The following is a 24,957-nucleotide window of genomic DNA, read 5'->3' on the forward strand; positions in this document are numbered from 1 at the left end:
TGCTCGCGATGCAGGCGCCGCAGTGTATGAAAGACCGTATTGACTCTATCGCGGGCAAGCCTTGCTCCCACAGGGGGAATTGGGGTTCTACGTAGTACTACGGATTTATTTATTGACCCATTGCAGGGATATTGGGCCGGCTCCGAATAGCCGGGGCACACTATAAAAACAATCGCCGCAATCCTCTGGATATCGGCAGGAGACACGCAATGACAACCCGTCTGGTTAAACACCTCGCCTGGTTTGCCGTGGCTGTTCTAGGAGCTTGTGCGTTGAGCGTCGTGGCCTTGCGCCGCGGCGAACCCATCAACGCCCTCTGGATCGTCGTCGCCGCCGTGGCCATCTACTTGGTCGCCTACCGCTACTACAGCCTCTTCATCGCCAACAACGTGATGCAACTCGATGCGCGTCGGGCCACCCCCGCCGTGCTCAACAACGATGGCCTGGACTACGTCCCGACCAACAAACACATTCTCTTCGGCCACCACTTCGCGGCCATTGCCGGCGCGGGGCCGCTGGTCGGGCCGGTGCTGGCGGCGCAGATGGGCTATTTGCCCGGCACGCTCTGGCTGATCGCCGGCGTGGTGCTGGCCGGTGCGGTGCAGGACTTCATGGTCCTGTTCCTGTCCACTCGCCGCAACGGTCGCTCCCTGGGCGACATGGTGCGCGAGGAAATGGGCCGCATCCCCGGCACCATCGCGCTGTTCGGCTGCTTCCTGATCATGATCATCATCCTCGCGGTGCTGGCGCTGATCGTGGTCAAGGCCCTGGCCGAGAGCCCGTGGGGGATCTTCACGGTGATGGCAACCATCCCGATCGCGATGTTCATGGGCATTTACATGCGCTACATCCGCCCGGGCCGCATCGGTGAAATCTCGATCATCGGCGTGCTGTTGCTGCTGGGCTCGATCTGGCTGGGCGGGCAGATCGCGGCCGACCCGGTCTGGGCCAAGGCTTTCACCTTCACCGGGATCCAGATCACCTGGATGCTGATCGGCTACGGTTTCGTCGCGGCGGTACTGCCGGTGTGGCTGATCCTGGCGCCGCGGGACTACCTGTCGACGTTCTTGAAAATCGGCACCATCGTCGCCCTGGCGATCGGCATCCTGGTCACCATGCCCGAGCTGAAAATGCCGGCGCTGACCCAGTTCACCGACGGCACCGGGCCGGTGTGGAAGGGCGGGCTGTTCCCGTTCCTGTTCATCACCATTGCCTGCGGCGCGGTCTCGGGTTTCCATGCGCTGATTTCCTCGGGCACCACGCCCAAGCTGCTGGATAACGAAACCAACGCCCGCTACATCGGTTACGGCGGCATGCTGATGGAGTCCTTCGTGGCGATCATGGCGATGGTTGCCGCATCGGTGATCGAGCCGGGCGTGTACTTCGCCATGAACAGCCCGGCGGCGATCGTCGGCGGTGACGTGGTGGCCGTGGCGCAGACCGTCAGCAGCTGGGGTTTTGCAATCACCCCCGAAGCGCTGCAAGCGGTGGCCAAGGACATCGGCGAGACCACCGTGCTGGCCCGTGCCGGCGGTGCGCCGACCCTGGCGGTGGGTATCGCGCAGATCCTGCACTCGGTGCTGCCGGGTGAGAACACCATGGCGTTCTGGTACCACTTCGCGATCCTGTTCGAAGCGCTGTTCATCCTCACCGCCGTGGACGCCGGTACCCGTGCCGGGCGGTTCATGCTCCAGGATCTGCTCGGCTCGTTCGTGCCGGCGCTCAAGCGCACCGAATCCTGGACCGCCAACCTGATCGCCACCGCCGGCTGCGTGGCGCTGTGGGGTTACTTGTTGTACCAGGGCGTGATCGATCCGCTGGGCGGCATCAACACCTTGTGGCCGCTGTTCGGCATCTCCAACCAGATGCTGGCCGGTATCGCCCTGATGCTCGCCACCGTGGTACTGATCAAGATGAAGCGCCAGCGCTACGTCTGGGTCACGCTGCTGCCGGCGGCCTGGCTGCTGATCTGCACCACCACGGCGGGCCTGATCAAGCTGTTCGACGCCAACCCGGCGATCGGCTTTTTGGCCCTGGCGCGCAAATACAACGATGCCCTGGCTGCCGGCCAGATCCTGGCCCCGGCCAAGAGCATCGAGCAGATGCAGCACGTGGTGTTCAACGCCTACACCAACGCGACGCTGACGGTGTTGTTCCTGTTCGTGGTCTTCAGCATCCTGTTCTACGCGCTCAAGGTCGGCATCGCCGCCTGGGGCACCAAGGAACGCACGGACAAAGAAGCGCCATTCCAGGCCCTGCCAGACGCTTGATAGAGGATTGCAACGATGTTCAATGACTTGAGTCGCCTGGGTAAATACCTCGGTCAGGCCGCCCGCCTGATGGTCGGCATGCCCGACTACGACAACTACGTCGAGCACATGCAAACCAAACACCCGGACAAGCCGATGATGGACTACGAGGCGTTCTTTCGCGAACGCCAGGAGGCCCGTTACGGCGGCAAGGCTGGGCCCAAGTGTTGTTGAGTTGAGCTAAACCCAAACCCCATGTGGGAGCGGGCTTGCTCGCGAAGGCGTCGGGTCAGTTAACAGATAATGTGGCTGACACACCGCTTTCGCGAGCAAGCCCGCTCCCACAGTTGTTTTGGGTTGGTTTCAGCATTTGCATACGCCACAGAACCCTTGTGGGAGCGAGCTTGCTCGCGATAGCGGAGTGTCAGTTAATGATAATGTCGACTGACCCGACGCCATCGCGAGCAAGCTCGCTCCCACAGTTGTTTTTGGGGTGGTCTCAAGAATTGCATACACCACAAATCCCTTGTGGCGAGGGAGCAAGCTCCCTCGCCACGGGGTAGTTGTCTGGCTTGATTGCGGTGTTGATCACTCCGCCAACAACACCGCCGCATCGAAGCCCACCCGCAAATTGCCCCAATGACGGCCGTCAAAGAAGAACGGGACGTCGATCTCGGTCATGATTTCCCCGGTATCGCGCAGGTAGGTCTGCAGCAGGAAGCGCTGGACGTTGCCCGCCGCGCGCAGGCCGATCGGGTCGTTGAAAATTCGCTTGTTGCGGCACACCGGCAAATCCACTGCCCGGTCGCCGGTCGGCGGCTTGGAGACCCAGCTGTTGTTCACCGGGCAATAGCCCTTGCTGTCGACAATGAACGAAACCTTGCCACCCGGCGTGCTGCGGGTGAGTTTGTCGCATTCTTCCTGGCAGACCTGGGCAAAGCGTTCGGTGTAGCTGGCCATGTACTGCTTGGGATCGGTGCCGGGAATCAGTTGGTAATTCTGATCGAACAGGTTCAGGCCTTCGCGTTGCAGTGCTTCCAGGCGAACCTGTAGGGTGTCGCGGCACTCGCTGGCGCGGGTGATGGCGGCATCCAGCTTGCCGTGGCCGAGTACGAAGCGACCGAGCAGCGCCTGGACCTTTTCGGCCACGCCGGACAGGTCGCGGGTGGCCGTTGCCGAATGCTGCATGCGCTGGTCGATCAACTGGCTGTCGGCATGAATCTGGGTGACCCGATCATTGATCCCGGTGTTGCTGTCGGCGAATTGCTGGATATGGGTGGCGATGTCCGCCAGCTTGCCGTTGGTGGATTCGAAATCGCCGATCATGCTTTCAAAATGGCCAGAGGCGCGTTCCACCACTTTCTGGGTTTCCCGGGCGCTGTGGCTGATTTGCGTGGTCTGTTCGTGAGTGGAACTGACTTCATCGAGCATGGCGTCGATGTTGCGCGAGATATCATCGGTGGCCCGGCTGACGTTTTGTGCCAGGGTCCGCACTTCATCGGCCACCACCGCGAAGCCACGGCCGCTTTCGCCGGCCCGGGCGGCTTCGATGGCGGCATTGAGTGCCAGCAGGTTGGTCTGGGCAGAGATCTGCTGGATCAACCCGACAATCGACTTGATGCTCGAGGAACGCTGGTTCAGGGCGCTCACCAGGGTGGCAAATTCACCGAGGCTGCTGGAAATCTCACTGATGTTGCCGGTCACTTCCAGTAGCTCGGCGTAGGAATCGCGAGCCATGCTCAGGTTCTGGGCGGTGGTGCTGGAGATGCCCTGGGTCTGGCGCGAGACTTCTTCGATGCGGCCCACGGCGGTGTTGCTCTGGTCCATCACTTCCTTGGCGAAGCGGGCCTGGTGGGTGGCGCTGTCGCTGGAGTCGCTGATGTTTTTCAGCGAGCGGGCCGATTCGACGGCGATGTGCACGGTCAGCGCCTGGACGTTGCTGATGATCTCCCGCTGCTTGGCCAGGAATCGGTTGCAGGTGCCGGCCAGCGTGCGGATCTCGTCGTGAGTCACCAGCGGCAGGTCCTTGGACAGATCGCCTTCGCCGTTGGCGATCTCTTCCAGGGCCTTGGTCATGGCGGTGACGGGGCGCACGATGAGATGACGGAAATACCAGACCATGAAGCTGATCATGCCCAGCGTCAGGACCGCGCCGAAGAGCAGGGCATGGGTCAGGCTATCGAGCCGGTCTTCGATCTGCCCCAGCAATGCGCCGTCCAACTGCGCGTTGCGCAACAGCAGCAAAATCTCGGCGCGGGCGCTGAGGGCTACCCAATAGAGCAAGCCACTGACCAACACCAACAGGAAAAGGCTCGACAGCTTTTTGGTGAGGGTATCGAAAAACTGCATTTCGATAGACTCGTACAAGGCCTTTAACGTCTGCATGCCGCTGCTCCTGGGCAAAAAAAATCTCTTAATGGAATACATTCGACCGCGAGCGCCAAAGCTTTAGGACGGTAGGGCGATTTGATATCACTCCGGCATCTAGATGCTGTTTAGCGCTCCCTGTGGCGATTAGGCAGGGATGTCAATGCTTAATGGCGCGAATTAGACGAAAGTCGTACTAGCGTCATGCCCAGTGACTGCTACGGTTTGAAGTGCAAAACAATAAAAACAAACGGGAGGGCACCTCCATGTCCACTGAAAAGCAACAGGCTGCGCGCGCCTACTGGAAGGAAAACCTACGCTGGATGGTGATATTGCTGGCCATCTGGTTTCTGGTGTCCTTCGGCTTCGGTATTTTGTTGGTTGATGCACTCAACACCGTCAGTTTCTTCGGTACCCCCTTGGGGTTCTGGTTTGCCCAGCAGGGTTCCATCTACGTCTTTGTGCTCGAGATCTTCTTCTATGTCTGGAAGATGAATCAGCTCGATCGCAAATATGATGTTCACGAAGACTGAGGGCGGCGCACATGGACACAAAAACCCTGATCTATCTGGTCGTAGGCGCCTCCTTTGCGTTGTACATCGCGATTGCAATCTGGACGCGTGCCGGTTCCACCAGCGAATACTACGTCGCCAGCAAGGGCGTGCATCCGGTGCTCAACGGCATGGCCACCGGTGCGGACTGGATGTCGGCGGCATCGTTCATCTCCATGGCCGGGATCATTGCCTTTGCCGGTTACGATGGTTCGGTCTACTTGATGGGCTGGACCGGTGGCTACGTGCTGTTGGCAATGTGCCTGGCGCCGTACCTGCGAAAATTCGGCAAGTTCACCGTACCCGAGTTCGTCGGGGCGCGTTATTACTCGCAGACGGCGCGGGTGGTGGCGGTGATCTGCGTGATCTTCATCTCCTTTACCTATGTGGCAGGGCAGATGCGCGGCGTCGGGATCGTCTTTTCCCGTTACCTGGAAGTGGATATCAACGTCGGTGTCATGATCGGCATGGCCATCGTGTTCTTTTATTCGGTATTGGGTGGCATGAAGGGCATCACCTACACCCAAGTGGCGCAGTATTGCGTGATGATCTTTGCCTACATGGTGCCGGCGATTTTCATCTCGATCATGATCACCGGCAACCCGATACCGCAGTTGGGCTTTATCAGCGAGGCCGCCGGCTCGGGGCAGAGCGTGATCGAGCGGCTCAACGGTTTGGGCGCTGAATTGGGCTTCACCGCCTATACCAATGGCACCAAGTCGACCATGGATGTGTTTTTCATCACCATGGCGCTGATGGTCGGCACCGCGGGCCTGCCTCACGTGATCGTGCGGTTCTTTACCACCCCCACCGTTCGGGATGCACGCAAGTCGGCAGGCTACGCATTGTTGTTCATCGCCATCCTCTACACCACCGCGCCGGCCGTGGCGGCGTTCGCGCGGACCAATCTGCTGACCTCCATCCCTAACGTCAGTTATGCCACCGCGCCGGCCTGGTTCAAGGCCTGGGAAAACTCCGGGCTGATTGCGTGGGCGGACAAGAACAACGACGGCATCATCCAATACAGCCCGGGTGCGGCCCTGGTCGGAGCGCCGAGTTTTACCGGTGAGCGTGGGGCGCATGAGCAACGATTGCTCACGAACCAGCTCTCGCCGGTGCCCAATGAACTCTATGTCGACAACGACATCATGGTGCTGGCCAACCCCGAGATCGCCGGCCTGCCGGGGTGGGTGATCGCGTTGATCGCGGCCGGTGGCCTGGCGGCGGCGCTTTCGACGGCGGCGGGGTTATTGCTGGTGATCTCCACCTCGATTTCCCATGACCTGCTCAAAAGCAACATCATGCCCAGGATCAACGAAAAGCAGGAGTTGCTCGCAGCACGCATTGCCGCCGGTGTGGCGGTGCTGATTGCCGGATTGTTTGGCATCTATCCACCCGCATTCGTCGCCCAGGTGGTTGCGTTCGCCTTCGGGTTGGCGGCGTCTTCGTTCTTCCCGGTCATTGTCATGGGGATCTTCTCCAAACGCATGAACCGCGAAGGCGCGATCGCCGGGATGATCGTCGGGCTGACCTTCACGTTCACTTACATCGTCTACTTCAAGTTCATCAACCCGACGATGAACACGGCTGAACATTGGTGGCTGGGGGTTTCCCCTGAAGGTATCGGTACGTTGGGCATGCTCTTCAACTTCCTGGCGGCTGTGGTGGTGTCACGTTTTACCGCACCGCCACCGGAGCACATCCAGCACCTGGTCGAAGACATCCGCGTACCGAGAGGAGCCGGTGCCGCCATCGACCACTGACCGCACCCGCCCGAGACTGGGAGGGAAGCATCAAGGGTGCCGGACTTATCATCCGGCGCCCTTTTTTGTGCGCAGAGTCAAGCAGGGAGATGTTAGAAAGATTTACTGGGAATCATTCTCAAAGTATATTCGCTCTCATTACTATCCCTCTGTGAGTGCGCGTCTTGAATCGTTCCACCCCTCTCACCTACCGCAATGCCCTCGTCAAATGTGTTTTACCTGCGCTGTCCTGCTGTTTCATGGCAAGCCCCTTGAGGGCACAAGACACTCTGGAGCTGCCCACCACCAACGTGCAGGGCAGTCGTGTCACTCAGGACGAGGGCTATACGACGTCGCAAGCCAGCACGGCGAGCAAGAGCGATGTACCGATCAAGGAAGAGGCGCAATCGATCAACGTGGTGACCCAGCAGACCCTGGCCGACTACCAGGTGCGCTCGCTGAACGACGCGATGAAGTTCGTCAGCGGCGTCAGCCAGGGCAACACCTTGGGCGGCTCGCGGGACTCGCTGGTCAAGCGCGGGTTCGGTACCAACGACGACGGCTCGATCCTGCGCGACGGCGTGCGTTCGAACCTGGGGCACAACTTCAGCGCTACCACCGAACGGGTCGAAGTGCTCAAGGGCCCGGCCTCGATGCTGTACGGCGCGCTGGAGCCCGGCGGCCTGATCAACGTCATCAGCAAGAAACCGGAATATGTTCAAAGCACCACGTTGAGCGGCTCGGCCTACAGCGAAGGTGGCGGCACCATGGCCTTGGACACCACCGGGCCGCTGGGCGACACCGGCCTGGCCTATCGACTGATTGCCGAGCGTAAGCATGAGGATTACTGGCGCAACTACGGCGTCAATGAGAGCACCCTGGTGGCGCCGTCCCTGGCGTGGACGGGGGAACGGGCTTCGTTGAACCTGAGTTATGAATACAACGAATATTCAAATCCGTTTGATCGGGGAACGATATTCACCGATGGGCATCCGGCCGATATCGACTACGACAAGCGTCTTGATGAGCCTTGGGCCAAGAGCGTCGGTATTCGCGAAACGGCGACGGCGCGGTTTGAGTATGAGTTGAGCGAGGCGTGGAAGACCCGCGTGACTTATGGGTGGAACAATGATCGGTACAGTCTTTCGATCGCGCAGCCGAGCCTGTCGAAAACCGGTGTTTTTCAGCGAGCCGCCAACGGCGCGCACTACGACGACGAAACCCGTTATGCCAGTTGGGATTTCATGGGCAAGCAAGAGTTGCTGGGCCAGCGTCATGACTTGTTGATCGGCGTCGATAATCAGGTTTCCGATCAGTTTCGTGGCAAGACTTACCGTGGAAAGGCTCAAGCTGGTTTCGATATCACGTCGCCGGTTTATGGCGGTTTGGCTGAGCCCAGTGTGATCAGTACAACTCAAAGTGATCTACGCAATCAGTTGAACTCCAGTTCTGTCTATTTGAAGGACAACTGGCATCTCGATGATCGCTGGATATTGGTATTGGGCGGTCGTTATCAGCACTACGATCAATACAGCGACCAAGGGCTTGGTAAGGACTACGAAGTCAATCGCGATGACAACGGCGACGCCTTCGTACCGTTCCTCGGCTTGGTCTACAAAGCCACCGATACCCTGTCGCTGTACGGCAACTACAGCCGGTCGTTCAAGCCCAATGACACCGTGGATGACGCCGGCAATACCTTCGATCCGGAAGAGGGTCGCAGCTATGAAATCGGCGCCAAGTACGATCCGCTACCAGGCCTGAACATCAACCTCGCGTTGTTCGACATCGTCAAGAAAAACGTCGTGACGTCCTCCACGGTCAATGGCGTGACGCTGTCGGAAGCCGCCGGCAAAGTCGGCTCCCAAGGCCTGGAACTCGACATCACCGGTCGCCTCGCCGACCGCTGGGACCTGATCGGCACATACGCCTATACCCACACGGAAATCCTCGACGATCCGGACGACGAAGGCCATCGTCTGGCCGACGCCCCCAAACACACCGCCAGCCTGTACCTGTCCCACCACCTGAACGTGCCTGCCGAATTCGGTACCTGGCACGCCGGTGCCGGTGCGCGTTATGTCGGCGAACGCGCCGCCAACAACGCCAACGATTTCTGGCTGAGCAGCTACACCGTCGCCGACGCCTTCCTGCGTTGGGAGTCGCCGGTGTTCGGGCACAAGACGTCGTTGCAGCTGAATGTCGACAACCTGTTCGACAAGCAGTACTACCCGTCTTCCACTGGCAGCGAGGTGCAAGTCAATGTCGGTGAACCACGTACCGCTCGCCTGAGTGCCAGCGTAACGTTCTGATCCATTCAGAAAACAAAATGCCCGGACTTTGAAGTCCGGGCATTTTTTGTGGGATCACCTTCACATTTCGGTCGCCATCGCGAGCAAGCTCGCTCCCACATTGGCTGCGGGTGCTCATCCAGTTTGTGTTCGCCATGAATCCCCTGTGGGAGCGAGCTTGCTCGCGATGGCGGTTCAATTGACTGACCAGAACAGGCGCTCCCGCTATCAGACTTCAAGAGCTGCGGATCACCGAAACGCCGGCACTACCTGCTGGATGAACAGCTCCAGGGATTTTTTCTTCTCGGCATGGGGCAGGCTGTTGTCACACCAGAAGCTGAATTCATCCATCCTCAGTTCCTGGTAATACTTGATCCGCTCGACGACCTGCTGCGGGGTGCCGATCATGGTGTTCTTGCGGATGTTTTCCAGCTGGAATTCCGGGCGCTCGGCGAACTTTTCTTCCGGGCTTGGCGCCAGGAAGCCGTTGACCGGCACTTGCTTGTTGCCGAACCAGGCATCGAAGGTGCGATAGAACTTCGAGATCGCCTGGGCGCCGACCTTCCAGCCTTCGAGGTCATCCACTCCATAGACGTGTGATAGGGCTGCTTCGCAGCCCAGCGGGAGCAAGCTCCCTCGCCACGAATATTCATCACCCCGAAGTCCGGTGTGTCAGCTATCGTTGGGTTAATCCCGGCGTTTGAGCGGTGGGTATAAATTTCCCCTTTTCAGGGCATTCGACGCCGGCATCCCGCCTGCGTGCACCGATTCGACCCGTTTGTGGCATTGACGCCGGGAACTGAAATAAACGTTTCAGCCTTCAAACAGTTTTTCGTCGCAAAATCGAAAATAAATTTCGCTTTTCTGTCGTTCTGCGATGGTTTTTCCAGCATTGGTGCGATGCACCGCACTTAGGCACAGCCCTTGCTAAGACTCCAGAACCACAGAGCCAGCCAGAGGTATTCGATACGTAGATAAACAGGGGGGCGCACGTCATCCGGACGCAAAGGCCTGATCAGAGACCCATGCCGAAGAGGTATTCAAGAGAACCAGGGCTCATAAAAAGGCAAGGCCGCACTGAGTGGAATGACGACGTAATAAGAAATGCCGTGTACGACACGGCTGGGAGTTGGCTATGCCCCACGCTTTTTTTAATGAAATGTATGACGCCCAGGGTGACTGCCGCCCGCATTACCAAGCCTTCTCGCGCTGGCTGGCGGACACACCGCTTGAACTGCTCGAACAACGACGCCGCGAAGCCGACCTGCTGTTCCATCGCGCCGGTATCACCTTCACCCTCTATGGGGACGAGCAGGGCACTGAACGGTTGATTCCGTTCGACATCATCCCGCGCAGCATCAAGGCCAGTGAATGGCAAATGGTCGAACGTGGCTGCATCCAGCGGGTCCAGGCCCTGAACATGTTCCTGGCCGACATCTACCATGGGCAGCACATCCTCAAGGAAGGGATCATTCCTGCCGAACAGGTGCTCGCCAACGAGGGTTACCAGATTGCGATGCAGGGCCTGAACCTGCACCGGGGCATCTACGCCCATATCGCCGGTGTCGACCTGGTGCGCGACGGTGACGGCAGCTACTACGTGCTGGAAGACAACCTGCGCACCCCCAGCGGTGTGAGCTACATGCTCGAAGACCGCAAGATGATGATGCGCCTGTTCCCCGAGCTCTTCGCCGCCCAGCGCGTGGCCCCCATCGATCACTACCCGAACCTGTTGCTCGATACCCTCAAAAGCTCCAGTCCCCTGGAAAACCCCACCGCCGTGGTGCTGACCCCGGGACGCTTCAACAGTGCCTATTTCGAACACGCGTTCCTGGCCCGTGAAATGGGCGTGGAGCTGGTGGAGGGGGCCGATCTGTTCGTGCGCGATGACCACGTGTACATGCGCACCACCGCCGGCCCCCGGCAGGTGGACGTGATTTATCGTCGCCTTGACGATGCCTACCTCGACCCGCTGTCGTTCAACCCCGATTCGATGCTGGGCGTGCCCGGGCTGATCGCTGTTTATCGTGCAGGCAACGTGGTGCTGGCGAACGCGGTCGGCACGGGCGTGGCCGATGACAAGTCGATCTACCCCTACGTCGACGAGATGATCCGCTTCTACCTCACCGAAGAGCCGATCCTGAAGAACGTGCCCACCTGGCAGTGCCGCAAACCCCAGGACTTGTCCCATGTGCTGGCCAACCTGCCCGATCTGGTGGTCAAGGAAACCCAAGGCTCCGGCGGCTACGGCATGTTGGTCGGCCCTGCGGCCACTGCGGCGGAAATCGAAGACTTCCGTACACGCCTCAAGGCCCGTCCCGAAGCCTACATCGCCCAGCCAACCTTGAGCCTGTCCACGTGCCCGACGTTTGTCGAGAGCGGCATCGCACCGCGCCACATCGACCTGCGTCCGTTCGTGCTGTCAGGCAAGGAAACCCGCCTGGTGCCCGGCGGGCTGACCCGCGTGGCGCTGCGCGAAGGATCGCTGGTGGTGAATTCGTCCCAGGGCGGCGGCACTAAAGACACTTGGGTAGTGGAGGACTAAGACATGCTTTCAAGAACTGCTTCGGACCTCTATTGGATGTCCCGCTACCTGGAGCGCGCCGAGAACCTGGCGCGCATGCTCGAAGTCAGCTACTCGCTGTCGCTGATGCCCCAGGCCGGGCGCAGCGATGGCCACGCCGAGCTGGCGATGTCACTGCTGGCGGCCGGCACGCTGGACGACTACAACGCTCGTTATGACGCGCTCAACACCGAGCGCATGCTGCATTTTTTTGCCCTGGACGAAACCAACCCCGGCAGTATCTACAGCTGCCTGCGAGCCGCGCGGACCAATGCCCATGCCGTGCGCGGGCGCATCACCGCCGACATGTGGGAAAACATCAACGCCACCTGGCTGGAAATGCGCAACATCGCCAGCAACGGTCTGGGGCGCTATGGCATCAGCCATTTCTGCGAGTGGGTCAAGGAGCGCTCGCACCTGTTCCGTGGCGCGACGTCGGGCACCATCATGCGCAACGATGCCTACTGTTTCATTCGCCTGGGGACCTTTATCGAGCGGGCGGACAACACCCTGCGCCTGCTGGACGCCCGCTACGAGATGTTCGGCGAGGAGTCGGAGGAGGTCAGCGACAATTCGGCCCGCGGCTATTACCAGTGGAGCGCCTTGCTGCGCGCGCTGTCTTCGTTCGAGGCGTTCAACGAGATCTACCGCAACGCGCCCAATGCCGAGCAGGTGTCCGAGATGTTGTTGCTGCGGGCCGACGTTCCGCGTTCGCTGCATGCCTGCATCGAGGAACTGGACCATATCCTCGCCAGCTTGCCGGGCAACAATGGCCGGCCGGCGCAACGCCTGGCCGCCGAGCTGAACGCGCGCCTGCGCTATTCCGGAATCGACGAGATCCTGGCGTCGGGCTTGCACCAATGGCTGACTGATCTGATTGGTCAGATCCGCCACTTGGGCCAGACCGTCCATGAGTCTTACCTGGAGGTCGTATGAAACTGTCCATACGCCACGACACTACTTACAGCTACGCCGATGAAGTCTGCACCAGCATCCAGTTTCTGCGCCTGACGCCCCGGGACACTCAGCGCCAGCGCATCCTGGAATGGCACCTGGAGCTGCCGCGGTTGGTGCGTAGCCAGGTCGACCCTTATGGCAACATCCTGCACGTGATGACCATGGACGAACCCCACGGCGCCTTGGTGCTGACGGCTTATGGTCAGGTGGAGATCGATCAGACGGTGGAGATGGAGGGGGACAGCCAATCGCCGTTGCCGTTCCTGCGTACCAGCCGTCTGACCCAGGCGGATGACGTGCTCAGTGCCTTCGCCGTGGAGCAATGCGGAGCCCGGCGTGATCGAGCGGCGCTGACCGACTTGATGAATGGTCTGGCCGCCCGCATGCCCTACAGCCCGGGCACGACGGCTGTCAGCAGCACCGCCGCCGAGGCGTTTGCCGGGGGGAGCGGGGTGTGCCAGGACCACACCCATGCGTTCCTGGCCTGCGCGCGTAGCCTGGGGATCCCGGCCCGCTACGTCTCCGGATACCTGTGCACCGAAGACGAAAGCCACCTGGCGAGCCACGCCTGGGCGGAAGCCTGGCTGGACGACGGCTGGTACAGCTTCGACGTGACCAACCGCCTGACCCGCCCTGACCGCCACCTGAAACTGGCGATCGGCCTGGACTACCTCGACGCCTGCCCGGTCCGGGGCATGCGCCGGGGTGGCGGGGCGGAACAGATGCAGGCGCGGGTGCAGGTGAGCTCGATGGTGCAAGTGCAGCACCAATAACAGCACAGGCCTCATCGCCAACACCCGATCCCCTGTGGGAGCGAGCTTGCTCGCGATGAGGCCGGCCCCTTCAGCATTAATGCAACCTGACCCACCGCCATCGCGAGCAAGCTCGCTCCCACACTGGAATGGGTGGTAGACACAAATCTTGTAACCACCCGAGAACCCTTGTGGGAGCGGGCTTGCTCGCGATGGCGGTCGCCCGGCCAACATCGCCGCAAGCTGACCCACCGCCATCGCGAGCAAGCTCGCTCCCACACCGGAATGGGTGGTGGACACAAATCTTGTAACCACCCGAGAACCCCTGTGGGAGCGGGCTTGCTCGCGAAGACGGCAGTCCATCCAACATCCCCGCCAACTGACCCATCGCCATCGCGAGCAAGCTCGCTCCCACACCGGAATGGGTGGTGGACACAAATCTTGTAACCACCCGAGAACCCCTGTGGGAGCCGAGCTTGCTCGCGATGACGGTCGCCCGGCCAACATCGCCGCAACCTGACCCACCGCCATCGCGAGCAAGCTCGCTCCCACACCGGAATGGGTGGTGGACACAAATCTTGTATCCACCCGAGAACCCCTGTGGGAGCCGAGCTTGCTCGCGATGACGGTCGCCCGGCCAACATCGCCGCAACCTGACCCCCCGCCATCGCGAGCAAGCTCGCTCCCACACCGGAATGGGTGGTGGACACAAATCTTGTATCCACCCGAGAACCCTTGTGGGAGCGGGCTTGCTCGCGAAGACGGCAGTCCATCCAGCATCCCCGCCAACTGACCCATCGCCATCGCGAGCAAGCTCGCTCCCACACTGGAATGGGTGGTAGACACAAATCTTGTAACCACCCGAGAACCCTTGTGGGAGCCGAGCTTGCTCGCGATGGCGGTCGCCCGGCCAACATCGCCGCAACCTGACCCACCGCCATCGCGAGCAAGCTCGCTCCCACAAAACCCTCACGCCTCTACAACCTCAAAAATGAAGCTTTCATGACAAAAGTTCGGTAGCACATCGCCATTCCCGTCATGCCTGTGTGACGTGTTCGAGGGGACCTTTCAGGTCGTTTGGAGCCGGGGCGCGAAGCCGGGAGTGAGGCGATGGGGACTATGGAACGTTATTCGAAAGTGGGCATGCAGGAGCTTGACCAGCGGCTGTCGAAGATCGTCGAGGCGGCGCGCAAACAGCCGGTCTCGGTGTATCGCTACGGTGCGCCGTGGGTCTGGATTGTTTCCCAGGATGACTGGCAGGGCGCGCTCAAGGAAGTGTCCAGCTACATTCCGCAAGGCCATTCACTGGTCTTGCTACGTCCGCAGATCGACGACCTGCTGGATGACCATCGCGATGTGCTGCAAGGCCTCAACGCCGGTGCCCAGATGCTGATCGCGCCGCAAACCGCCATGCACATCCTCTTGCTGCAACTGCTCTATTCGGTGCCCAGCGAGCAGCAACTCTACGAACAACTCAATTACAACCTGCTGTTCCGCTGGTTTGTCGGCCTGGACCTGAACCAGAAGGTCTGGAGTTTCAACGTCCTGAGCAGAGACCTCGCCACGCTGCTGGGCGATGCACGGGCGGTGCGGCTCATCCAGAAAATCATCGGTGAAGTGTTCTGTGGCGCCTTGCTGCAAATGCCGGAGTTCTCCTTGAACTTCGCGCTGCTGCACACCTGGCTGGCCCGGCACGCCACAACATCGACCATCAGCAATTGAGCCGTACTTTGAATTCAGGGGGTGATGTGGAGCATTTCTTCAAATCGCGGCCGGCGCTGTGGGGCTGGCTGTTGCTGGCGGTCGGGGGGCCGTCGGCCTTTGCCGCCGAAGGAGGGCAGGAGGCCGAAGCGGCGCCGGCGCGCCTGGTGGACGTGAACGAGTATTTCGTGCGTGGCAACACCGTGCTCGATGCCCGGGCCATCGAGGAAGCGGTGTACCCGTTCCTCGGTCCGCAAAAGGCCTTGAGCGACATCGAAGGCGCCCGGGAAGCCCTGCAAAAAGCCTATCAGACCCGTGGTTATCAATCGGTGTTCGTCGAACTGCCGGAGCAGAAAGTCGAAGACGGCATCGTCTACCTGCAAGTCAGCGAGACCAAGATCGGTCGGGTGCGGGTGGTAGGGGCCAAGCACTATTCGCCCGTTGAAATCCGCGATGATGTACCAGCGCTGAAGGAAGGCGAAGTACCGGATTTCGCCCGGGTCCAGGCAGAGCTGGCGCTGTTGAACAAGACCCCGGGACGTCAAGTCATGCCGCTGGTGCGCGAAGGCCAGCGCCCCGGGACCATGGACGTGGATTTGCAAGTCGAAGACCAGAATCCCTGGCAAGCCAGCCTGGGGCTGAACAACGACTACAGTGCCGACACCGAAAAGCTGCGCACGGTCGCCAGCCTGGGCTACAACAACCTCTGGCAACTGGGCCACAGCGTTTCGCTGACTTTCTTCACTGCGCCCCAGGACACCGAAAACGCCAAGGTCTGGTCGGGTTCCTATACCGCGCCGCTGAGCGAACGCTGGAGTGTGCAGTTCTCGGGGTACCAATCCGACAGCAACGTCGCCACCGTCGGTGGCAGCAACGTATTGGGCAAAGGGCATTCCTACGGGGTGTCGGCGATCTACAGCCTGCCGTCCACGGGAGCATGGGCCAACAGCTTTTCGGTCGGGGTGGATTTCAAGGACTTCGAGGAAGAGCTGAACCTGGGCGGCGCCAGCGACAAGGCACCGCTCAAGTACGCGCCGTTCACCTTCGCCTACAACGGCTTTCGCTACACCGAACACAGCCAGTTGGGCCTCGGCCTGAGCCTGGTGGCGGGCACCCGGAGCCTGCTGGGTTATGGCAGCTCCGACGACGAGTTCGACTACAAGCGCTATCGCGCCAGCCCCAGTTTCGCGGTGCTCAAGGGCGACGGCAATTACACCTTTACCTTCGGCAATGACTGGCAGACCGCTTCCAAGGCGGCCTTCCAACTGGCCTCCGGGCCGCTGGTCTCCAACGAGCAATTCTCCGCCGGTGGCGCCACCTCGGTGCGCGGCTATCTGGCCGCCGAGCGCACCGGCGATGACGGCTACCTGCTGTCCCAGGAGTTGCGCACCCCGTCCCTGGCCAAGTTCCTCGGCAGCTATGTCCAGGAGTGGCGTTTCTATGCCTTCGCCGAAGGTGCGCAGCTGTATTTGCGTGACGAACTGCCCGACCAGGATGCCGACTACAGCCTCGCCAGCGTCGGCCTCGGCACCCGTGCGAGCTTGAGCAAGTGGCTGTCCGGCAGCCTCGATTGGGGCTATCCGCTGCTCGAAGGGCCGAACACCTCGAAACAGGAATCGCGCCTGCACTTCAACCTGCAAGCGACGTTTTGAACCCAGGAGTCATGTCCATGCAACGCTTATTGTTATCCCTGTTTATCTGCCTGGGGCTGGTGCTTCCGGCGACCGCCAACGCCTGGTGGCAGGACGACTGGCACTATCGCAAACAGATTTCGGTGGACACCACGCCCCAGGGCGCCGCCATCGCCCAGGCCTTGGGCCGCACCGCATTGCTGGTGCGCCTGCACACCGGCAACTTCACCTTCGACGGCGTCAAGGACGACGGCTCGGACTTGCGTTTCGTCAGCGCCGACGACAAGACCGTGCTCAATCACCAGATCGAAAGCTTCGACCCGTTGATGGGCATGGCGCTGATCTGGGTCGACGTGCCCAACGTTGAGGGCGGCCAACGTCAGGACCTGTGGATGTATTACGGCAACCAGAAGGCGCCGGCCACGAGCAGCGGCCAGTTGACCTTCGACCCGGACTACACCGCGCTGTACCACTTCGACGGCGCCACCGGCGTGCCGCCCAAGGACACCACGGCCTACGGCAACAATGCCCAAGGCGCGGCCGGCGTGAGCATCGACGGCGTGATCGGGCGGGCCGTGCAGTTCAACGGCCAGCCGCTGTTGCTGCCGGCCAGTCCGTCGTTGCAACACAGTGCCGGCGCGGCGTTCACCTTCAGCACCTGGCTGCGCCAGGACCAGTCCAGCGGCGAGCAACTCATCCTGGCCCGTCGCGAAGCCGCCACCAGCTTGTTGGTTGGGGTCAACCAGGGTGTGCCGTTCGTAGCGATCAATGAGCAGCGCGCGGTCTCGACCCAGCCGCTGAACCCTGGCCAGTGGCAGCACCTGGCGCTGACCGCCTCGGGCGACCGGGTCGTGCTGTACGTCAACGGACGTGAAACCGCGAGCCTCGCCGTGGCGATGCCGGCGTTCAATGCGCCGATAGCCTTGGGCGCTGACGTTGCCGCCGGTGCCTTCGCGCCCTTCAGTGGCGCCATGGACGAAGCGCGCCTGTCCAAGGTCGCCCGCCCGGCGCCGTTGCTGTTGGCCGACGCCAATGCCCAGGGCGCCGAAACGAAACTGGTGGCCTACGGTGTCGATGAAGAGCAGTCGGGCTTTGGTTTCGGCAGCCTGGGCTTTCTGCTCAACGCCGTGCCGCTCGACGCTTGGGTGATCATCGGGGTGCTGGTGCTGATGATGTTCCAGTCGTGGATCATCATGATCCGCAAGAACCGCATGGTCAGCCGCCTCAGCGCCGCCAACGAAGCCTTTCGCGAGCAGTTCGCCAGGATCGGCACGCGCCTGGAAATGTTCGCCGACGACCAGGACCTGGCCCAGCGTCTGCAACATTCGTCGCTGTGGCGCTTGTACCTGGTGGCCGTCAAGGAAATCCGCACCCGTCGCGAGCAGGGTGCTGACACCTCGTCGGTGTCAGCGGCCACCATCGAAGCGATCCGCTGTTCCATGGACGGCGTGCGCACCCGCGAGAACCAAGCGCTGAGTTCGAAGCTCTCGACCCTGTCCAACGCCATCGCCGGAGGTCCATACATCGGCCTGCTCGGCACCGTGCTGGGGATCATGGTGGTGTTCCTCGGCACGGCCATGGCCGGTGACGTGAACATCAACGCCATCGCCCCGGGCATGGCCGCGGCCTTGCTCGCCACCGCCATGGGCTTGTTCGTCGCGATCCCGGCGTTGTTTGGCTACAACCGCCTGATCACCCGCAACAAGGAAGTCAGCGCCGACATGCGGGTCTTCGTTGACGAGTTCATCACTCGCCTGGCGGAGATGCACGGTGAAGGCCAGTCCGGTGAAGCGGCGCATCGCCGTAATCATCACGCCCCATCGTCCGTACCGGCCTGAGGAAATCGCCATGGCTAGCGTAAACGCTTCACACGATGACGACGATGACGCGGCGGTCGACAGCATCAACATCACGCCGCTGGTGGACGTGCTCATGGTGGTGCTGGTGATGTTCATCCTCACCGCCACGGCCCAGGTGTCGGGTATCCAGATCAACCTGCCCAAGGCCAGCGCCTCGGTGTCGTTGTCCGAGGCCAAGACCAAGGCGATTTCGGTGAACGACGGCGGGCAGGTCTTCCTCGATGCCTATCCGGTGACCCTGGCCGAACTGGAAGAGCGCCTGCGCATCGAGAAGGCCCAGAGCCCGGACTTTCCGGTGATCGTGCGCGGCGACGCGACGGTGCAATACCAGAAAGTCATTGAAGTGCTGGATCTGTTGCGGCGCCTGGAACTGTCCCAGGTCGGTCTCGTGACCGGCAAACCGAGCCAGGGCTGATCATGACCGCCAGACTTCCCATCGATCCGCCCCCGGTGAAGACTTCGCCGCTGCGCCTGCTCAAGTGGGCTGCCGGCCTGCTGCTGGGCGCCGTGGCGCTGGCTGCTGTGGCAGTGGGCCAACGACATGAGCGGTGTACGGCGAGAGGCGCCAAAAGTGCCAACCATCATCCCGCTGCCGCCTCCGCCCCCACCGCCGCCGGAGAAACCCAAGGAACCCGAGCCTCAGGTCGAGGAAAAGGTGGTCGAGCCAGAGCCGACCCCGGAGCCCGAAGAGGTCAAGCCCGAAGAAGAAGCACCGCCGTCGTCACCGGTGGATGACCTGGCCAACCCGATGCAAATGGATGGCGATGCGCAGTCCGGCAACGACGCGTTCAACATCGGCGCCGGCAAGGGCGGCGGTATGGCCGGGGCAGGGGGCGGGCGCTTGGGCAATGGCACCTACAGCCAGTTCCTGGCGTTCACCTTCCAGCGTCTGCTGCGGGAAAACCCCGACTTGCGCAGCCTGGCGTTCTCGCTGCAGGCCGATGTCTGGCTCAGTGCCGTGGGCGAAATCACCCGGGTCGAGCTGGTCAAGTCCAGCGGCAACCCGCAAGTGGATGAGCAAGTGATTTCCGCCCTGCGTGCCGCGCCCCATTTGAGTGAACGGCCACCGGCCTCCTTGACCTTGCCCGTGCGCCTGTCCTTGCAGGGACGGCGGCCGGGTTAACCGACTATTTGAAGTTTGCCAACAGGAGTTGTGTGCAGATGATTTCCAATGTGAATCGATTGTCGTGGGCGATCGGCCTGGTAGTCCTGAGCCTGGCCGGACACGCGGCCGCGGCCCCGGCGCCTTCGGAAAACGCCACGATCAATCTGATCCGCCTGCTGGTGCAGCAGGGCGTGTTGAAGCAGGACCAGGCCGACGGCCTGATCGCCCAGGCCGAGCGGGAAGCCGTGCAGGCCCGCCAGGCCGCCACGGCGGTTGCCGCAGCGCCCGCCGGGGCACCGGGGGACGTGCGGGTGCAATACGTGCCGAACATCGTGCGTGAGCAGATCCGCGACCAGGTCAAGGCCGAAGTCATGGCCACCGCCAAGCAGGAAAACTGGGCCCAGCCCAATACCTTCCCTGATTGGGTCTCGCGCATCAGTTTTGATGGTGACATTCGCCTGCGGGATGAGTCGCGCTATTACTCAGGCACCAATAGCAACGAAATCGTCGACTTCGCCCGACTCAATGACAAGGGGCCTTACGATGTCAACCCCAACAGCAGTTCCAGCCTGCCGCCGTTGCTCAATACCCGCGAAGACCGGGAAAACCTGTTCCGCCTGCGCGCCCGCCTGGGCATGAAGGCCGTGATTGCCCCGCAATGGACGGCGGGCATCCGCATCGGCACCGGCTCGGACAACAACCCGGTGTCCACCACTCAGACCCTCGGTGGCGGCTTTGGCAAGAAAGACATCTGGCTCGACCAGGGCTACTTGACCTGGAAGCCCTCGGACGAATTGACCCTGACCGGCGGGCGTTTCGCCAACCCGTTTTTCTCCACCGACCTGTTGTATTCCGGTGACCTGAACTTCGATGGCGTGGCGGCGAATTTCAACCAAAAGCTCAACCAGGACTGGGGCGTCTTCGGTACTGTCGGTGCATTCCCGGTGGAGTACACCAACGACACCAGCACCAGCAACGGCAGTGACAAGGAAGAGAGCGAGAACAAGTGGCTGTACGGTGCGCAACTGGGGGCCAACTGGGCCATCAACGACAGCAACCGGATCAAGGGGGCGATGGCCTATTACCGCTTCGACGACATCGAAGGCCAGCGTTCTTCGCCGTGTCAGCCCTGGGCCGGTGATCCAGGTTGCGACAGCGACGGTTCGCGGGTGGCGTTCATGCAGAAGGGCAACACGGTGTTCCTGTTGCGCGACATCACGCCCAACCCCCTCAACCCGTCCACCACGCCACAGCCGCAATTCGTCGGCCTGGCCTCGGAGTTCAACCTGCTGGACCTGAACTTCGCGTGGGACACCGATTTGCCTGAAGACCTGAAGCTGCGCAGCCAGGCCCATTATGTTCACAACCTGGGCTACGACGAAGGCGAGATGCGCAAGCGCTCCGCGGGGCAGTTCGCCAACAACCTGGACAGCGATGGCGAGGTGGAAAGCGGTGCCAACGCCTGGATGCTCCAGTTCACCCTTGGCAACTCCCTGGAACTCAAGCGCGAAGGCGACTGGAACCTGTTTGCCGGCTACAAGTACATCCAGCCGGACGCCTTGCCGGACGGCTTCAACGATTCGTCATTCCATCTGGGTGGCACCAACGCCAAGGGGTATTTCCTGGGCGGCAACTATGGCTTGGCGAGCAACGTCTTCGCCACCGGTCGCTGGTTGAGTTCCGAAGCGGTGTACGGCGCGCCGTACGACATCGATGTCTTGCAGCTTGAAATCAACACGCGCTTCTAAGCGCAAGGAGGCCCCATGCAAAGGCGAGCCAAATACCCATGCCCAAGTGCTTTGTTGATATTGGGCCTGCTGCTCAGTGGCATGGCCCACGGCGAAGGCCTGGAAGAGCGGCTGCGGGCGCAACTGCGTAGCACCACCGCGCAGTTGCAAGCCCTGCAAAGCGAGCAGGCCCAGGCCAGCGCTGCCCGGCAGGCGGCGGAGAGTCAGGCCAAGGAGGCCCAGGCGCAGATCAAGCAATTGACCGCGCAACTGAGCAAGGCCCAGGCCCTGAACGAGCAACTGGCCGGGCATCAGCAAAGCCTGCAAAGCCAGGCCCAGGCCCAGGTGGCGGCCAGCAACGAGCAGGTCGGCAAGTTCAAGAAAGCCTACGAGGAGTTGTTGACCCTGGCCCGTGGCAAAGAGACCGAGCGGGCGCGTTTGGAAGCGCAATTGAGCGAGCGTGACACACAAGTGCAGCAATGTTCGGTCAAGAATCAGCAGATGTACGAAGTCGCCAAGACGCTGCTGCATGCCTACGAAACCATCGATGTGACCGACATCATGAAGATCCGCCAGCCGTTCGCGGCCAAGGCCCGGGTGCGTTTCGAAGAGCTGGCCCAAGGGTTTGGCGATGATCTCTACAAGAACCGTTTCGATGCGCCCCAGACCTCGATCACTCACTGAATAGAACAAGGAAGAATCGAACATGACCTCAATGATTGAAAACGTCGGTGCAAAATCCCTGACCGAGTTGTTGCAGGCCGCGGGTTATCGGGTCAACGAAACCGAGCAGAACGGTATCGTGCAACTGCTCAGCGCCAGCCAGGGTATCGGTTTTGCTGTGCGTTTCGGCAATCCTGCGGCGACGGCGGGGGAATACCTGGACTTCACCTTCAGCTGTGCCTTGCGGGTACAGGGCGAGTTGCCGGCCGGGTTGGCAGAACTGTGGAACGCTTCGCGGCGCTTTGCCCGGCTGTCGCTGCAAGGCGAATTCCTGATGATGGAAATGGACGTGGTGGTTGCGGCGGGCGTGAGTGCCGATCATCTGCGCAGCAATCTGGAACTGTGGGATCGACTGTTGCAGGAGTTCATTGTCTACCTGCGTGAATACAGCCAGAACGCGGCGCGGGTGCAAACCCCGGCCGAGCCTGTTGAGGCGCCCTTGGAGGAGGCCGTCGCATCGTGAAAAAGCCGACCTTCGTCATCAGTGCCGCAGCGCTGGGCCTGATCGCCGTGGCGCTGGTGCTGGGCCTGCGGCCGGGCAGCGATCCGGTCGCCGCGGTGCAGACCGCCAGCGTTGTTGCGGCCGACTCGCCGAGCTTGGCCCGATTGGGCAACCAGCAGGTCAGCCCCGAAGAGCTCAAGACCTTGCTGGCCGCACTGGCCCCAGAGGTACGCCAGCAAATGCGTGGCAACCGGGCTGCGCTGGAGGGCTGGATCCGTACCCGCCTGGCGGAAAAAGCCGTGTTGGAGCAGGCCGATGCCCAGGGTTGGCGTCAGCGGCCCGAGGTGGAGCGGCAGACGCGAGCGGCGGCTGAGCAGATCGTGTTTCGTGACTATTTACAGTCGGTCAGCCAGGTGCCGGCCGGGTATCCCAGTGAAGACGAGCTGAAACAGGCTTACGACGCCGGCAAAGCCAACTGGACCGCGCCGGCGCTGTACCGGGTCAGCCAGATTTTCCTGGCGGCCACCGAGCCGCAAACCGTGGAGGCGGTGCGCCGGCAAGCGCTGGAATTGAGTAAAAAGGCCCAGGCGTCGCCCGCTGAGTTCGGTGCCCTGGCCAGTCGTTTTTCCCAGGACCGCACCAGTGCCGAGCGCGGCGGTGACAGCGGTTTCCAGCCGCTGCAGCAATTGGTTCCGCCCGTGCGTGAGGCGGTGGCACGCTTGAAGGTCGGCGCGGTGTCGGACCCGGTGCAAAGCCCGGCAGGGTTCCATGTCATCAAGCTCACCGAACAACAACCGGCCCGAGAGGCGACCCTGGACGAAGTCCGCGAGCGCCTGACCCAGGCCCTGCGTGCCCAGCGCCAGGAACAGATCGCCAAGGCGTACCTGGACGGCATGCTCGACACGGCAACGTTGAGCATCGATGGCGCGCAGTTGAGCAAGGTGTTGGAGGAGGGGCTTTAACCGCGGCATTTTTTTTGATGTGAACACCTTTGTGAGATGACACCTTTTATGGCGAGGGGATTTATCTGTGGGAGCAAAGCTTGCTCGCGATGCAAACGCCTCGGTTCCCAGGGAGACCGCGTCATCTTCATCGCGGGCAAGCCTTGCTCCCACAGATGAATCCCTTCGCCATAGGGAGCAGCGCTGTATCTGGAACGCCGCGCAGCCCCAAGTATTCGTACAACCGACAGGGAGTCACCCATGACCTTTATCGAGCCCGCAGGACGCCAGGCTGTCACCCCATACCGCACCCCGTTGCGTGCCCCCGACCCGTGGCTGGCCATGGCCGGTGGTATCGAGCCGCAGGTGGCGCAGTGTTTCCTGGTCAGTGCTCGTTGCGGCTGTTTCATGCAAGCGGCACGCAGCCTCAACGTCAAGGCGACCTGGCTGCGCAAGCAGTTGGCGCAGTTGGAGGCGCGGTTGCAACGTTCGCTGTTCAGCTTCCAGGGCAGCGCCTTGACCCTCAGTCGCGAAGGCCGGCAGTTGCAGGCGCGCTTGATCAGCCTGGCCCACGAAAGCGCGCCGCCCTTGAACGATCAGCCCTTGATTCGCCTGGCCGTGGCCGAGTCGATTCTGCATGACATCCTCGGGCGCGACCTGATTTCGTTGCTGCGACGCAACGCCAGCGTGCGACTGCAGATCATCACCCTGGACAGCGAACTGGCGCTGCAAGCCGTCAGCGCCGACCTGGTGCTGTGGTTGAGCGATGCCCATGCGTCGGTGCCGGGGCCGAGCTTTGCCACGTTGCCCGCAGATCGATTGGCGCGGCTGGACTATGTGCCGCACATCGCCAAACGTTACTCACGACCGGCCACGCGCCCAGACTGCCTTGACGACCTGAACGACTACATGCTGGTGCAATGGCAGGCGGACCGACACGTGGACGGCTTCGCACCGTGGAACGCGCTGATAGAACAACGCCGGGCCGGTGTGGTGCAGGTGCAATCCTACGAATTGATGCTGGAAATGATTCGCTGCAGCGCCTGCATCGGTCTGTTGCCGCAATACATGAGCCGCTTCGATCGAGGCCTGGTGGCGTTGCCGCAAGTGTTCAGCCTGTCGATGCAGCGGCACCTGTGGATGGCCGTCAATGCCCTGGCCGAAGGTTCGCCAGAGGTGCAGATGCTGCGTGAGCTGATCCACCACACACTGGATGAGCGCCGGGATTGGTTCCAGACCTAGTTGCATCACCATAACCCTGTGGGAGCGAGCTTGCTCGCGCTAGCGGCCATTCATTCAACATCAATGCCGGCTGAAAGGGCCTCATCGCGAGCAAGCTCGCTCCCACCCTGGATC

18 protein-coding genes and 2 pseudogenes are annotated in these 24,957 nt (G+C 61.5%); 18 read left to right on the top strand and 2 right to left on the bottom strand.

The features are described 5' to 3' along the window. Window positions 1-209: 209 nt before the first annotated feature. A complete protein-coding gene (locus PSH84_RS18170) occupies window positions 210-2,270 on the top strand; it encodes a carbon starvation CstA family protein (RefSeq protein WP_305470919.1) in 2,061 nt (686 codons plus the stop codon). A 15-nt stretch (window positions 2,271-2,285) separates the two neighbouring features. After that, window positions 2,286-2,483: a YbdD/YjiX family protein gene (locus tag PSH84_RS18175; protein WP_122566089.1), complete on the top strand. Its 198-nt coding sequence runs from the start codon at window positions 2,286-2,288 to the stop codon at window positions 2,481-2,483. A 354-nt stretch (window positions 2,484-2,837) separates the two neighbouring features. Here PSH84_RS18175 and PSH84_RS18185 read toward each other — a convergent pair whose 3' ends face one another. Continuing rightward, on the bottom strand, window positions 2,838-4,634 hold the full coding sequence (locus PSH84_RS18185; RefSeq protein WP_122564655.1) for a methyl-accepting chemotaxis protein: 1,797 nt from the start codon (window positions 4,632-4,634) through the stop codon (window positions 2,838-2,840). 248 nt (window positions 4,635-4,882) lie between these two features. On the opposite strand from PSH84_RS18185, the gene PSH84_RS18190 reads away from it, so the two are divergent. From PSH84_RS18190 to PSH84_RS18200, 3 genes are all read left to right on the top strand, one after another. Further along, on the top strand, window positions 4,883-5,149 hold the full coding sequence (locus PSH84_RS18190; RefSeq protein ID WP_122564654.1) for a DUF4212 domain-containing protein: 267 nt from the start codon (window positions 4,883-4,885) through the stop codon (window positions 5,147-5,149). Between the two features lie 11 nt (window positions 5,150-5,160). Beyond that, window positions 5,161-6,930 carry a sodium:solute symporter family protein gene (locus tag PSH84_RS18195; protein WP_122564653.1) on the top strand — a complete coding sequence of 590 codons (1,770 nt, stop codon included), beginning with the start codon at window positions 5,161-5,163 and terminating at the stop codon, window positions 6,928-6,930. 239 nt (window positions 6,931-7,169) lie between these two features. Continuing rightward, on the top strand, window positions 7,170-9,221 hold the full coding sequence (locus PSH84_RS18200) for a TonB-dependent siderophore receptor (protein WP_305470924.1): 2,052 nt from the start codon (window positions 7,170-7,172) through the stop codon (window positions 9,219-9,221). A 228-nt stretch (window positions 9,222-9,449) separates the two neighbouring features. Here PSH84_RS18200 and PSH84_RS18205 read toward each other — a convergent pair. Beyond that, window positions 9,450-9,782 (bottom strand): annotated as a pseudogene (locus PSH84_RS18205) (LLM class flavin-dependent oxidoreductase); the annotation flags it as partial. Between the two features lie 553 nt (window positions 9,783-10,335). On the opposite strand from PSH84_RS18205, the gene PSH84_RS18210 reads away from it, so the two are divergent. The 13 genes and pseudogenes from PSH84_RS18210 to PSH84_RS18270 all read left to right on the top strand — a co-directional run bounded on the left by PSH84_RS18210 (window position 10,336) and on the right by PSH84_RS18270 (window position 24,843). Continuing rightward, window positions 10,336-11,745, top strand: coding sequence for a circularly permuted type 2 ATP-grasp protein (locus PSH84_RS18210; RefSeq protein ID WP_122564651.1), 1,410 nt, complete (start codon window positions 10,336-10,338; stop codon window positions 11,743-11,745). A 3-nt stretch (window positions 11,746-11,748) separates the two neighbouring features. Next, the gene (locus PSH84_RS18215) at window positions 11,749-12,699 is read left to right on the top strand and encodes an alpha-E domain-containing protein (protein WP_003201699.1); all 951 of its coding nucleotides are present in this window, start codon (window positions 11,749-11,751) and stop codon (window positions 12,697-12,699) included. Beyond that, window positions 12,696-13,493, top strand: coding sequence for a transglutaminase family protein (locus PSH84_RS18220; protein ID WP_122564650.1), 798 nt, complete (start codon window positions 12,696-12,698; stop codon window positions 13,491-13,493). The genes PSH84_RS18215 and PSH84_RS18220 overlap by 4 nt, the downstream gene beginning before the upstream one ends. Before the next feature lie 1,098 nt (window positions 13,494-14,591). Beyond that, window positions 14,592-15,194 carry a transposase gene (locus tag PSH84_RS29055; protein ID WP_436278771.1) on the top strand — a complete coding sequence of 201 codons (603 nt, stop codon included), beginning with the start codon at window positions 14,592-14,594 and terminating at the stop codon, window positions 15,192-15,194. A gap of 68 nt (window positions 15,195-15,262) precedes the next feature. Continuing rightward, the gene (locus tag PSH84_RS18230) at window positions 15,263-16,825 is read left to right on the top strand and encodes a ShlB/FhaC/HecB family hemolysin secretion/activation protein (RefSeq protein WP_439800567.1); all 1,563 of its coding nucleotides are present in this window, start codon (window positions 15,263-15,265) and stop codon (window positions 16,823-16,825) included. 17 nt (window positions 16,826-16,842) lie between these two features. Further along, window positions 16,843-18,642 (top strand): DUF2341 domain-containing protein, encoded by a 1,800-nt coding sequence (locus PSH84_RS18235; RefSeq protein WP_122564647.1) that lies wholly within the window; start codon window positions 16,843-16,845, stop codon window positions 18,640-18,642. Window positions 18,643-18,652: 10 nt separating this feature from the next. Further along, window positions 18,653-19,078 carry an ExbD/TolR family protein gene (locus PSH84_RS18240; RefSeq protein ID WP_003201710.1) on the top strand — a complete coding sequence of 142 codons (426 nt, stop codon included), beginning with the start codon at window positions 18,653-18,655 and terminating at the stop codon, window positions 19,076-19,078. Between the two features lie 2 nt (window positions 19,079-19,080). Then, window positions 19,081-19,786, top strand: a pseudogene (locus PSH84_RS18245) (energy transducer TonB family protein). Window positions 19,787-19,824: 38 nt separating this feature from the next. Then, complete coding sequence (locus tag PSH84_RS18250) at window positions 19,825-21,516, top strand: putative porin (RefSeq protein ID WP_305481489.1); 1,692 nt, start codon at window positions 19,825-19,827, stop codon at window positions 21,514-21,516. 15 nt (window positions 21,517-21,531) lie between these two features. Then, a complete protein-coding gene (locus PSH84_RS18255; RefSeq protein WP_305481490.1) occupies window positions 21,532-22,179 on the top strand; it encodes a DNA repair protein in 648 nt (215 codons plus the stop codon). A gap of 22 nt (window positions 22,180-22,201) precedes the next feature. Next, window positions 22,202-22,681 (top strand): YbjN domain-containing protein, encoded by a 480-nt coding sequence (locus PSH84_RS18260; protein WP_305481491.1) that lies wholly within the window; start codon window positions 22,202-22,204, stop codon window positions 22,679-22,681. After that, window positions 22,678-23,622 carry a peptidylprolyl isomerase gene (locus PSH84_RS18265; RefSeq protein WP_122564643.1) on the top strand — a complete coding sequence of 315 codons (945 nt, stop codon included), beginning with the start codon at window positions 22,678-22,680 and terminating at the stop codon, window positions 23,620-23,622. Before PSH84_RS18260 ends, PSH84_RS18265 begins: the two co-directional genes overlap by 4 nt. Before the next feature lie 240 nt (window positions 23,623-23,862). Next, window positions 23,863-24,843 carry a LysR substrate-binding domain-containing protein gene (locus PSH84_RS18270; protein WP_305481492.1) on the top strand — a complete coding sequence of 327 codons (981 nt, stop codon included), beginning with the start codon at window positions 23,863-23,865 and terminating at the stop codon, window positions 24,841-24,843. The last annotated feature ends 114 nt before the right edge of the window (window positions 24,844-24,957 follow it).

The sequence above is a fragment of the Pseudomonas beijingensis genome, from assembly GCF_030687295.1.
Lineage (GTDB): Bacteria > Pseudomonadota > Gammaproteobacteria > Pseudomonadales > Pseudomonadaceae > Aquipseudomonas > Aquipseudomonas beijingensis.

Bases quoted from the DNA above. Each gene is read 5' to 3' on its own strand.
- PSH84_RS18200 (WP_305470924.1), top strand. From the start codon at position 7,170: ATGGCAAGCCCCTTGAGGGCACAAGACACTCTGGAGCTGCCCACCACC.
- PSH84_RS18210 (WP_122564651.1), top strand. From the start codon at position 10,336: ATGCCCCACGCTTTTTTTAATGAAATGTATGACGCCCAGGGTGACTGC.
- PSH84_RS18220 (WP_122564650.1), top strand. From the start codon at position 12,696: ATGAAACTGTCCATACGCCACGACACTACTTACAGCTACGCCGATGAA.
- PSH84_RS18270 (WP_305481492.1), top strand. From the start codon at position 23,863: ATGACCTTTATCGAGCCCGCAGGACGCCAGGCTGTCACCCCATACCGC.
- PSH84_RS18185 (WP_122564655.1), bottom strand. From the start codon at position 4,634: ATGCAGACGTTAAAGGCCTTGTACGAGTCTATCGAAATGCAGTTTTTC.
- PSH84_RS29055 (WP_436278771.1), top strand. From the start codon at position 14,592: ATGGAACGTTATTCGAAAGTGGGCATGCAGGAGCTTGACCAGCGGCTG.
- PSH84_RS18240 (WP_003201710.1), top strand. From the start codon at position 18,653: ATGGCTAGCGTAAACGCTTCACACGATGACGACGATGACGCGGCGGTC.
- PSH84_RS18195 (WP_122564653.1), top strand. From the start codon at position 5,161: ATGGACACAAAAACCCTGATCTATCTGGTCGTAGGCGCCTCCTTTGCG.
- PSH84_RS18235 (WP_122564647.1), top strand. From the start codon at position 16,843: ATGCAACGCTTATTGTTATCCCTGTTTATCTGCCTGGGGCTGGTGCTT.
- PSH84_RS18170 (WP_305470919.1), top strand. From the start codon at position 210: ATGACAACCCGTCTGGTTAAACACCTCGCCTGGTTTGCCGTGGCTGTT.
- PSH84_RS18250 (WP_305481489.1), top strand. From the start codon at position 19,825: ATGATTTCCAATGTGAATCGATTGTCGTGGGCGATCGGCCTGGTAGTC.
- PSH84_RS18255 (WP_305481490.1), top strand. From the start codon at position 21,532: ATGCAAAGGCGAGCCAAATACCCATGCCCAAGTGCTTTGTTGATATTG.
- PSH84_RS18175 (WP_122566089.1), top strand. From the start codon at position 2,286: ATGTTCAATGACTTGAGTCGCCTGGGTAAATACCTCGGTCAGGCCGCC.
- PSH84_RS18190 (WP_122564654.1), top strand. From the start codon at position 4,883: ATGTCCACTGAAAAGCAACAGGCTGCGCGCGCCTACTGGAAGGAAAAC.
- PSH84_RS18215 (WP_003201699.1), top strand. From the start codon at position 11,749: ATGCTTTCAAGAACTGCTTCGGACCTCTATTGGATGTCCCGCTACCTG.
- PSH84_RS18260 (WP_305481491.1), top strand. From the start codon at position 22,202: ATGACCTCAATGATTGAAAACGTCGGTGCAAAATCCCTGACCGAGTTG.